Source organism: Dolichospermum sp. UHCC 0260 (assembly GCF_009711985.1).
In the GTDB taxonomy this organism is placed as follows: domain Bacteria; phylum Cyanobacteriota; class Cyanobacteriia; order Cyanobacteriales; family Nostocaceae; genus Dolichospermum; species Dolichospermum lemmermannii.
This window is the reverse complement of sequence record NZ_VIKZ01000029.1, coordinates 45,836-56,460: the sequence shown is the minus strand read 5'-3', so window position 1 is coordinate 56,460 and position 10,625 is coordinate 45,836. Positions and strand designations below refer to the sequence as shown.

Annotated in this window: 13 protein-coding genes and 1 pseudogene; 6 read left to right on the top strand and 8 right to left on the bottom strand. The window is 37.3% G+C overall.

The genetic code is table 11. From position 1 onward, the window contains the following. Positions 1-31: 31 nt before the first annotated feature. The 3 genes from FJR08_RS13015 to FJR08_RS13010 all read right to left on the bottom strand — a co-directional run bounded on the left by FJR08_RS13015 (position 32) and on the right by FJR08_RS13010 (position 3,006). Positions 32-2,197, bottom strand: a complete 2,166-nt coding sequence (locus FJR08_RS13015; RefSeq protein ID WP_168633444.1) for a PP2C family serine/threonine-protein phosphatase — start codon at positions 2,195-2,197, stop codon at positions 32-34. A gap of 51 nt (positions 2,198-2,248) precedes the next feature. Continuing rightward, positions 2,249-2,419, bottom strand: coding sequence for a hypothetical protein (locus FJR08_RS23265; RefSeq protein WP_213799260.1), 171 nt, complete (start codon positions 2,417-2,419; stop codon positions 2,249-2,251). A 230-nt stretch (positions 2,420-2,649) separates the two neighbouring features. Beyond that, on the bottom strand, positions 2,650-3,006 hold the full coding sequence (locus tag FJR08_RS13010; RefSeq protein ID WP_041457849.1) for an NAD(P)H-quinone oxidoreductase subunit M: 357 nt from the start codon (positions 3,004-3,006) through the stop codon (positions 2,650-2,652). A gap of 736 nt (positions 3,007-3,742) precedes the next feature. On the opposite strand from FJR08_RS13010, the gene FJR08_RS13005 reads away from it, so the two are divergent. After that, complete coding sequence (locus FJR08_RS13005; RefSeq protein ID WP_168633443.1) at positions 3,743-4,024, top strand: Npun_R1517 family heterocyst differentiation transcriptional regulator; 282 nt, start codon at positions 3,743-3,745, stop codon at positions 4,022-4,024. 265 nt (positions 4,025-4,289) lie between these two features. Here the strand turns inward: FJR08_RS13005 and FJR08_RS13000 are convergent, their stop codons facing one another. Beyond that, positions 4,290-4,985: a response regulator transcription factor gene (locus FJR08_RS13000; RefSeq protein ID WP_015079647.1), complete on the bottom strand. Its 696-nt coding sequence runs from the start codon at positions 4,983-4,985 to the stop codon at positions 4,290-4,292. A 221-nt stretch (positions 4,986-5,206) separates the two neighbouring features. Here FJR08_RS13000 and cobA point away from each other — a divergent pair. From cobA to FJR08_RS12980, 5 genes and pseudogenes are all read left to right on the top strand, one after another. Next, positions 5,207-5,923: pseudogene (gene cobA, locus FJR08_RS23640) on the top strand (uroporphyrinogen-III C-methyltransferase); the annotation flags it as partial. Positions 5,924-5,995: 72 nt separating this feature from the next. Further along, positions 5,996-6,802 (top strand): uroporphyrinogen-III synthase, encoded by an 807-nt coding sequence (locus tag FJR08_RS23635; RefSeq protein WP_254435750.1) that lies wholly within the window; start codon positions 5,996-5,998, stop codon positions 6,800-6,802. A gap of 159 nt (positions 6,803-6,961) precedes the next feature. Then, positions 6,962-7,570 (top strand): dephospho-CoA kinase, encoded by a 609-nt coding sequence (gene coaE, locus FJR08_RS12990; RefSeq protein WP_168633442.1) that lies wholly within the window; start codon positions 6,962-6,964, stop codon positions 7,568-7,570. A 98-nt stretch (positions 7,571-7,668) separates the two neighbouring features. Further along, the gene (locus FJR08_RS12985) at positions 7,669-7,959 is read left to right on the top strand and encodes a type II toxin-antitoxin system Phd/YefM family antitoxin (protein ID WP_168499821.1); all 291 of its coding nucleotides are present in this window, start codon (positions 7,669-7,671) and stop codon (positions 7,957-7,959) included. Continuing rightward, positions 7,943-8,269 (top strand): type II toxin-antitoxin system RelE/ParE family toxin, encoded by a 327-nt coding sequence (locus FJR08_RS12980; protein WP_168633441.1) that lies wholly within the window; start codon positions 7,943-7,945, stop codon positions 8,267-8,269. The genes FJR08_RS12985 and FJR08_RS12980 overlap by 17 nt, the downstream gene beginning before the upstream one ends. Before the next feature lie 34 nt (positions 8,270-8,303). On the opposite strand, the gene FJR08_RS12975 is transcribed toward FJR08_RS12980, so the two are convergent. The 4 genes from FJR08_RS12975 to trpE all read right to left on the bottom strand — a co-directional run bounded on the left by FJR08_RS12975 (position 8,304) and on the right by trpE (position 10,573). Then, the gene (locus FJR08_RS12975) at positions 8,304-8,384 is read right to left on the bottom strand and encodes a hypothetical protein (protein WP_371415557.1); all 81 of its coding nucleotides are present in this window, start codon (positions 8,382-8,384) and stop codon (positions 8,304-8,306) included. Between the two features lie 28 nt (positions 8,385-8,412). Further along, on the bottom strand, positions 8,413-8,658 hold the full coding sequence (locus FJR08_RS12970) for a UPF0175 family protein (protein ID WP_168633440.1): 246 nt from the start codon (positions 8,656-8,658) through the stop codon (positions 8,413-8,415). A 66-nt stretch (positions 8,659-8,724) separates the two neighbouring features. Then, positions 8,725-8,958: a hypothetical protein gene (locus FJR08_RS12965; RefSeq protein WP_168633439.1), complete on the bottom strand. Its 234-nt coding sequence runs from the start codon at positions 8,956-8,958 to the stop codon at positions 8,725-8,727. Positions 8,959-9,061: 103 nt separating this feature from the next. Further along, the gene (gene trpE / locus FJR08_RS12960; protein WP_168633438.1) at positions 9,062-10,573 is read right to left on the bottom strand and encodes an anthranilate synthase component I; all 1,512 of its coding nucleotides are present in this window, start codon (positions 10,571-10,573) and stop codon (positions 9,062-9,064) included. Positions 10,574-10,625 lie beyond the last annotated feature (52 nt).

Sequence of the window (10,625 nt, the reverse complement as noted above, 5' to 3'; positions counted from 1 at the left end):
AGTTGTTAGTGGGAAAATTTATACCTGTCACCTATTGACAAGGACTAGGTTGATTTGATTGTAAAATAGAAATATCCTTCCCTAGATCTTGCAGTTCGGAAAAGTTAAGTTGGACTATTTGAGAAGTTTCTAAGGCAGGATTGGATTTTTCACAGAGGCGCAAACGCACATCTGGATTATTTTCATTATTAGGATTAGTTTTTTTCTCTATAACTTGGAAAAAACTTTCAGCGGGAAAAGGTTGGTTATTTAAAGTTATGGAACTATTAGCTTGAATCACCCAATTAGGAGAGAGATTATCTAAAGTTCTTTGTATAGTCGAAGGTGGAGGCTGACTGGAAAAAGGAGTCGGAGAAGAAATTATTATTGTTGGTGATTTGAATTGAAGTTTAAACCAATATCCCAATAAACCAGATAATAACGTTAATCCCAAAATAACAAACAACTGTAATGGTATTTGGGGAAGTTTGATAGTTTTATTTTCGGAAATAACTTGAGTTTTTTGATTATTAATAAAACTCTCACCATTGTTTGGATCATCTGATGAATATAATTCTGTGTCAGCTAAAAGATGAGAAATATCCGCTGTAATTCTTATATCTGGTTCAGAGTATTTGACATTGTAATGTATTAAGGCAATAGTAACATTATCATGTCCATTTTTAGTATTAGCAATTTCTATTAATCTTTGGGCAACATTTTCTATACTTGTTTTTCCAGAGAGGAGAGGCAATATTTCTGTTTCCCAAGATTCTTCTACTCGGTCAAAATCGCTCAAACCATCGGATGTGAGTAAAAAAACAGCATCTTCGTCAATAATAAAGCGTTGAGAGGTAGGATGTAGTGAGGTACTTTTACTCATTCCCAAAGCCTGAACTAAGGAGCCAGAACCACTGTGTTGCAATGCTTCCCGGTAGAGAGCATAGCCCAAACGGACTTCACGGGACGCGACATCATCATCTAAAGTAACTTGATGACAACTATGGCGGGTAATCCAGTAGGCACGACTATCACCGACATGGGTAATATATATCTCATGGGCGATAGGTAAAGCCATGACAATAGTTGTTCCCATGCGTTGTCGTCCTTGACGATGTTCGCTATCGTTACGCTGGCTGATTTTGTCATTGGCGGTTGCTACTGCTCGTTCTAAATCAGAAAGTAGCATGGAAGGATCTATGTTGTCGTCAGCAACTGAAGTCAGTTCTTTGACTTGTTTTTGAATAGTTTCAATTGCGAGATTAGAAGCCACATTACCGCCCTCATGTCCACCAATACCATCACAAACAACTGCTAGAGCGTTATGCTGAAGTGGTTTAATGATTAAAGTATCATTGGGGGGATAACAAGCATCCTCGTTGCGTGGGCGGCTGGGGCCTGAGTCTGTTTTAGTATAGATTGTGATAGTGGTTGTTTGAGATTTTTCTAATTGGTTTAATCCTTGATCTAAAACTTTGATTAATTGTTCAGATGAGTTAATGTCCCCCTGAATTAGAAATTCACATACTTGTTGAATAAATGGGGCAATATTTGGTTTGGCATTTTTGAGCAGTTTCAGCCAAAATTCTCCCAATTGGGATAATGTCGGGGGGGTTTCTCCATCAAAACGCAATTCCAGTAAGCGAATTAATACCCCTTCTACCCTTAATAGATAAGAGTCTAGAAGGCTAGATGCTACTCCTTCAATGCCTAGGGGCTGCCATAAATTAGCTAATTGCCACAGCCAATGAATTTGGCGGATTGATGAAGCTGCACTCCAAACAGTATCTAAACTACTACATAGATTTGCTTGAGTGATGGTTGCATCAGTTATTAATGGTGGTCTTTCTAATAGTAATATTTCTGTTTTGCTCTGCCCGTTACCTAAATTGAGAATTCCATAAACTTGTGGTATGTGGAGACGATAGGGAATTAATTTCAGATAAGGTCTAATTTTTCCTAAATCATCTAACTCTGGTATTTGGGGCAATAACCCAGGTTTGATATCTAAAAGTATGAATTTATTAATAACTAAATAGCGATTGCTCCCATCGTCTAAAATAGATCCGGGATCACCAAAGTTGAGATCATTGCCCACAGCCCACAAATAACGCTTAGGTAAAGGAGTGGAACACTGCTGGCAAAATTTGTGGGTGAGGGGATTAGCAGATTGACAATATTCATTTGGGCAGCAGAGCGTTACCGCATCATTTTCCATAGTTTTCCCACCGATCAACAATTGGCATTTTTTTCCAGAGTATTTCGTGTCTTAGTTGCTACCGCGCATATTTTTGGCAACCCACAGGCTCATCATAACTTTTATTGTTATGGGAATATGTAGCAATAGCAGAACTAATTCTCCACCTGTCATTAAAACTTGACATAGCTGGCGAATATAATTCGCCAAGGCTAGTACCGCAGGGCGGAAGTCAAAAGTCAAAAGTCAAAAGTCAAAACTAATATACAGTAGGCTTTTTGGCGATTGAATATGGTTGCTTTATTTACGCCGCAGTGTACTAGTAGTCTGTCAATCCAAAAATGACGGGTAAAGAAAGGCAAGCAGGGGCAGAAGAGGGGCAGGGGGAGTAGGGGAGGGAAAAACAGAAGTTTTTTCCGATCATTACCCGTCAAAATAAATTTGACGAACTACTAGGTAGATATGTATTCCGGTTATTGATTATTACTTACGGCAATTTGGGGTAATCCCATACTGTAGTTAGTAACCCGACTGGAGAGATTATAGCTAATTTCGCCTTTTTGAAGAAGCGATCGCAAATAATGCTCTAAGTCTGAACCAATACGGCGTAAGTTATAATCTGTTAGATCCGCGCCACTAGACGCTTCTACCAATTGATCAAACTGGCGATAAACTTTTTGCAGAGCATCTTCGTTCCAGTTAAATTCGTTATCTGGATCAATATCTAGTGTCAAAACTTGATTACTCGGAATCAGTTCATCTTTGTCCATTTCCGCCGCAAAAATGCGAACATGGCGGGTTGTGGACTTGAGCAGCATCAGGTTATCCATAAATTTGGGTGTAAGAATTTAGCTGAATTACACTGCAATTATTTTAACTGCTATGTTTGAGCTTACAGCAAAAATGACGGCGAAAGTCTAAAATTAGGACAGATGGGCGCAGTCAGAAGCAGGACTGGTGTTTGGGCTGTGATTTTAAGTTCGGATCTCATTTACCCGGAATGTGCCATATTCTTCTAAATTGATTCCGTCTCATGTATGTAATAATTCACAAAAAATTTTCTGATTTTTTGACTGATTCTGATTTTTTCTGATGTAAATGTACTCATCTTGTAGTGACTTCACTAGATTTTCTTCCAGTTAGTCAATTTTCCTACAGTTATAAATTGCATTTATCAAAGGAGCATCTTCAGTACAAATGCTTAATTGTTCTCATCCGAGAAAAGTAAAAAAAATAATATTTCTTGACGTTTTTAACAAGTTGATGTAAAAACCTTTAACAAGGTCTAATCAGTTCTTTACAAAAACTTCATGGTATGACATCTCAGAAATTGAATAATAGTTTATGGCTCGGACATGCCATAAATAGGAAAGAAACACCAAAAAATAGTAGAATCTAACTAAAAAAAACAGGGGGAGTAAAATAAGATGCCAGTTTTATGGATGAGAAAAAATTCTGATCTTCAAAAACTTTGGATTCACAAAAGTACAAAGAAAGTATAAGAAATTTTTCTGAAGATTTAGAACCCTACCCGGATGACCACTAACTAAAGGAATCCTCAAAACTATGAACTCTAAAGCATTACCACGCCAAATAAATAATCCAGAAGTAGGTGTTTATGAGTGTGAAATTCACCTCAAATTCCGCCTGATTGAGGAAAAGAGTCTATTAGGTGATCGTGAGCAACTGTTACAAGTATTACTAGAGGCTTTAACTGAAGGATCTGATGATTTTTTAGAAACCTTACAAGCATCTGTAAAAGCTCAGGAGATTTCGGAGTTTAAAGCCTCCCCACAAATGCGTCGCCAAATGATGCGTTTACGCAATTTAGCTGATACTATTCAATAGTTATTGGTGTAATTTTTGATAGTGACCAGTCTAATTCAGATTTTTCAATATTGAGTTGGAAAAGTTAACCTTTACCTGTTTTTCTTAATAACGAGTTCGCTTGTAAACGTAAAATTACGTCTACAATATTTGCGTCTCAATGCTGGCAAGCTAGGAAAATTACAAGTAAAAATGTCTGACATTGTGTTACTATCTCGGCAGCAAAATTATCCAGGTGCACTTTACCATTTTTTTACCAAGTAACTCTCATCACAAGTAGAGTAGTTTACTTTGCTAGACCATGTTCTAAAGCAAAACGAACCAACTCTGTGCGGCTATTAGTACCAGTTTTACTAAATAGACGACTCACATATTTTTCGACATTGCGGACGCTGGTTTCCAAGCGACGGGCAATTTCTTTATTCATTAATCCTTCTGCTACCAAATTTAAAACACTTTGCTCTCTAGGAGTCAAATCTATTTTAAACGGGGCTGGCGTTTGGGATATGGCACTCCGATGAGTTAATAGTATTCTAATTTGAGCGATTTGATTAGCCAAATCGGCAAGATTTGGAGTTTCGCTGTTTTCCCCGGTTGAGGGAGTTTGGGCGCTGCGACGCGCTAGTAAGTTTTCAACTATGGCGACTAATTCATCAGGATCGAATGGTTTGGGTAAATACGCATCAACACCTGCATGATAGCCTTGAATGCGATCGCCTGTCATCCCTTTAGCAGTTAAAAATACCACTGGTAGAGCCTGAAAACGGGGGTCATCTCGCATTTGCTTGAGGAACTGATAGCCATCCACCTGGGGCATCATAATATCAGAAATGACCAAATCAGCGGTGTTTGCTTGCATCCAGTCCCAACCTTCACGGGCATTACTGACAGTTTGAACCCTAAAACCGCTTTCTTGTAAGTATTCTTTGACGGCTTCCCGCAATCCCGGTTCGTCATCTACCAGTAACAATTGTGCTGACATTGAAAATTCCTATTAGGTGTACCTTGATCTAATCTAGCGAAATTTGGTGAGTATTGACTACTAGGGCAGAGGAAATCCATTAATTCATCCGTCTTTATCTGCGTTTATCTGCGTTTATCTGCGGTCAATAATTCTTAAAATCTGATTCTATTCTCATCCTAAATTGGTATTATATATCGCATCAAAACCCAATGGTAAATTATTAAAAGTCAACAATAAATATGATTAAAGAAATAGGTAAGGTGTATCTTGTTGGTGCAGGTCCTGGAGATGTAGAATACTTAACCGTTAAAGCCTATCGGCTGTTAGCATCTGCTCAGGTATTGGTTTATGATGCTTTAGTTGATAGTCAATTATTAGATTGTGTTCCTGTTGATTGCCTAAAAATAGATGTTGGTAAACGTGGAGGTAAACCCAGCACTTCCCAAAATGAAATCAACGATTTATTAGTAAAACATTGTTTAGAAAACAAACAAGTTATTAGACTAAAATCGGGAGATCCTTTGATATTTGGACGCTGTATTTTAGAAATTGTAGCTTTAAAAAATGCAGGTTGTGAATTTGAAATCGTTCCGGGAATTTCTTCTGCATTAGCTGCACCATTATTAGCTGGAATTCCGCTCACAGATAACGTTCTTAGTCGTTGTTTTGCAGTTTGTACAGCCCATGAACCAGATAGTTTAAATTGGGAAGCATTAGCAAGCTTAGAAACCTTAGTAATTTTGATGGGGGGGAAAAATTTACCAGAAATAATCCATCAACTGATAAAATATAGAAAATCTCATTCTACACCGATTGCTATTATCCGTTGGGCTGGAACACCTAGTCAAGAAGTCTGGACAGGAGAACTGGGAAATATTCTCGAACAAACCGTCGGCTTATCTCTCTCTCCCGCAGTTATAGTCATTGGTGAAGTTGTGCGATTACGTGATTACCTGTAATATAAAAAATCTCTTCTTCGCGTCTTTGCTCCTTTGTACCTTTGCGCGAAACCAAAAATTATTAAGTGAATGTCAACCGTGAATTACAATCTTTCTCCTTTAACTGGGAAAACCATTTTAGTTACCCGTTCTGTGGGACAATCGCATCAATTTAGCGATCGCTTAACCTCCGCAGGTGCTAATGTGATAGAAATGCCAGCTTTAGAAATTGGACCCCCTAGCAATTGGGACGCTTTAGATCAGGCAATTTCACATTTATCAACTTTTAATTGGTTAATTCTCACTTCTAGTAATGGTGTAGAATACTTTTTTGAGAGATTAGAAAAATCCGGTCAAGATAAAAATGCTTTAGCTGGTGTGAAAATTGCTGTTGTTGGGGAAAAAACCGCCCAAAGTTTACAAAAACAAAATATCCAAGCTGATTTTATTCCTCCTAACTTTGTTGCTGATTCCTTAGTTGAAAACTTTCCTGAATCACTAACAGGTAAAAAGATATTATTTCCTAGAGTTGAAAGTGGTGGAAGAGAAGTATTAGTAAAGGAATTAACAGCCAAAGGTGCAGAAGTAATTGAAGTTCCTGCTTATGAATCTTGCTGTCCTCAAGGTATCCCTCCTGCGGCTGAATATGCTTTAGTTAATAATACTGTAGATATTATTACCTTTGCCAGTTCTAAAACAGTTTTATTTTTCTCACAATTAACAGCGCATATATTTACCTACAATCCTGAAAATTTAGCCAGAGTTTGCATAGCTTCCATTGGTCCACAAACATCAAAAACTTGTCAAACTGTATTTGGGAGAGTAGATATTGAAGCAGAAGAATATACTTTAGAAGGTTTAACAAATGCCATAATTAAATGGACAAATCATAGCTGAATTTTCTAATGACTAATACCAACCTTATGTGAGGTGGCACAGAATCATGAAATCCATTAATTCATCCCTCTTTATCTGCGTTTATTTGCGTTTATCTGCGTTCAATAAATCTTAAAATCTGATTCTATGAAGATTCATCTTAATTTAGTATTATAACCAATGACTAAAAACTTAATTGGTTTAACTGGTGGAATTGCGACAGGTAAAAGTACAGTTGCTAATTATTTAGCGACAACTTACAATTTACCGATTTTAGATGCAGATATTTATGCGAGAGATGCGGTATCTGTCCGTTCTCCTATTTTGTCACAAATTGCCGAAAAATATGGTAGAGAAATCATATTAAGTGATGGTAATTTAAATAGGACAAAATTAGGAGAAATTATTTTTCATCAACCGGAAGAACGTGATTGGGTAGAAAGCGTAATTCATCCTTATGTAAGAGATTGTTTTGCTAAAGCTATTAATGAATCATCTGCAAATACTTTAATTTTAGTGATTCCCCTATTATTTGAAGCTAATTTAGAAAATCTAGTTAATCAAATTTGGGTGGTATCTTGTTCCCCACAACAGCAAAAAGAGAGATTAATAGAACGAAATAATTTAACACCAGAACAAGCAGCAGCGAGAATTAATAGTCAATTACCTATTGCGGAAAAAATTGCTCGTGCTGATGTGGTTTTAGATAATTCTGCTAATTTAGAATCACTTTTACAACAGATAGATAAAGTTCTGTTGCAAAATTCAACACTTTTAGAAATAAAATAATTGATATATTTTTGCTTATGGATTAATGGAATATCAATAATTTTGACGTTTGTGTGATAAAATTAAATTAGACGCAAATTTAGTGCGGAGTAATTCTCATGATTAATTTAAGTCGAGATATTCAGTCACTCTCAACCTTTAAACGCAATACGAATGAACTGATTAGTCAGATGAAAGAAACTGGAAATCCTATAGTTTTAACAGTTAACGGGAAAGCAGAATTAGTGGTACAAGATGCTGTTGCTTATCAACAATTACTTGATACTTTGGAAAAGTTAGAAACTCTCATCGGTATAAAGAAAGGATTGGAAGATATAGCAACAGGTAATACACAATCTCTCAATCAGTTTATTGAAGAAATGCACCAAAAACATGGAATTTCAGGTTAAATTAACTGGTAATGCCAAACTAGAAATAGAAGCTGCATATCTTTGGCTAAAACAACATAATCCTGATTATGCGGATCAATGGTTTAGGGATTTAATGGATACTATTGCTACTTTGCAAGATAAACCTAAACGTTGCGCTTTTGCTAGAGAAAATGATGATTTTTCTGAAGAAATAAGACAACTTTTATATGGGAAAAGAAGAAATAAATATCGTGTAATTTTTACTGTTGAAGGGGATATTGTCTATATTCTCTATGTTCGTCATAGCGCACAATCTTCAATAACATTCAATCCTCTTGATTTTGAGTAATAGCAGATTGATATGATTTTATCTTGTACGTTTGCTATTCTCCTGCAACTGATAAAACTTCTGCATACAACTGTTCACGAATCCAGAAACCATTAACAATCAAATCATCTAATATCGGTTTTACCAGTGATTGCTAATAATAATCATCGCCAATTATTAGCTTTCAAACTCTTTACATCTTCTCTAAATTCAGCAATATCATAGTGAATGGGAATTTTTCGACTAGCAAGTAATCGTTGAAACTCAAGTTGATTCATTCCTACAAAATTACTCGCTTGTCCTAAAGTAAACCGTTCTTGTTCAAAGAGCAAAATTGCTATTTCTTGAACTAATTCTTTGTCAGACATTTGAATGGTTTGCAAAACTTCATCTGTAATTACAATACTCATATCTCTATTCTCCTGCTGGGATTCAATTGGTTAAAATTCACCTTAAACAACGAATTGCTTCAATAGTCATACTTGAGCTACTAACATCGCATTGATGTGAGTGAAAATTCTGTCTAACTCTCCAATAGCTTCCAATTCTATAACTTCGTCTGAAGTCAGCAAATCAGCTTTTTTTCTCTCCAAAAGTTCTTCCATTCGCTTCTGGAGTTCATCAGTAAATTTAAATAAATTGAATTTATCTACTTTTTCAACTTTAATCTCACCCAGTAAAGTTGAAGGTCTACTAATAGCTGGTATCATAGTTTAACTCCAGTATTGATCAGGAAAATTCAAACTCTTAAACTTTGCGTCTTTGCTCCTTTGTATCTACCCTGCGGGATCTCTAAGAGAGATTGCGCGAAACTCACCTTAAACAACGAATTGCTTCTAATAACCCTCTAGCTTTATTCAGAGTTTCTTCATATTCCTTTTCTGGGTCAGAATCAGCCACCAAACCTGCACCAGCTTGGACTGTGACTGTCTGATTATGTAATACCATAGTTCTGATAGCGATCGCACTATTCAATTGTCCTTCAAAATCATAATATCCATAGACACCTGAATACACACCTCGGCGACTGGGTTCTAACTCATTAATAATTTCCATAGCGCGGATTTTAGGCGCACCGCTGACAGTCCCAGCAGGAAAGCACGCTTTGAGTAAATCCCATGCGGTTTTACCCGGCGCTAACTTACCCACCACATTACTGACAATGTGCATCACATGAGAGTAGCGTTCAACGATCATTAATTCATCAACCTTCACACTACCGCTGCTGCACACCCGCCCTAAATCATTGCGTCCTAAATCAACTAACATGACGTGTTCGGCGATTTCCTTGGGGTCTTGAAGTAAATCAGCGGCTAAAGCTGCATCTTCCTTTGTTGTCTTCCCTCTGGGTCGAGTTCCCGCAATGGGACGGACTGTGGCGATAATTTCCCCTTCATCATTGCATTCGGCTTTGACCATGACTTCGGGGCTAGAACCGATAATTTGCCAGTCTTGGAAGTTAAAATAAGCCATGTAGGGTGAAGGATTAATTTGCCGCAGAGAACGATACAAAGCGAAGGGATTGCCTGTGTATTCTGTGGATAAGCGTTGCGAAATGACGACTTGGAAAATATCACCTGCTTTAATATGTGCTTTGGCTTTTTCGACACTGGCGCAAAATTCTGGGCGGGTAAAGTTGCTGGTATATTCCTCTATGCCCGCTTTAGGCTTGTTTCCGGGGGCTGTCCAAGCTAATTTGGTGTTTTCTGGTGATAGGGGCAAAGATAGCTTCCTGACCATTTCCTGAATGCGATCGCTCGCCTTTTGATATGCTACCTCTAAACCTGCTGGATCACGTAAATCTGCGTAGGCGATCGCCCAAATTTTCCGTTTTACCTGGTCAAAAATCAATAATTGGTCTACCTGCATCCATAATCCATCAGGGATGTTGCGCTCATCTTGAGCATGAATTGGTACACGCGGCTCAATCCAATTAATTAATTCATAGCCCCAAAACCCAAATAAACCACCAATTCCTGAAGGTAATTCCGGTAACTTTACTGGGTGATAAGGTGCTAAACATTCAGATAAAACTGTAAACGGATCACCTATAAAAACTTGTTGATCACCATTTCGATGGGTTTGGGTTGTTTTATCACCCCTAGCTTCCAATATCCACAAAGGATCACAACCCAAGAAACTATAACGACCGACAGTTTCCCCACCTTCCACCGATTCCAGCAAAAAGCTATAAGGTTGATCTGCACAAACTTTATACCAAGCAGATACAGGTGTATCTAAGTCGGCTATCCATTCCTGATACACTGGCACAAAATTACCTTGGACAGCAAGCTTTTGAAACTGGTCGAAATCGGGGAAAATCATAAATAATTAAAAATTGACAATTAAAAATTAAAAATTAACAACGAGCTTTTAG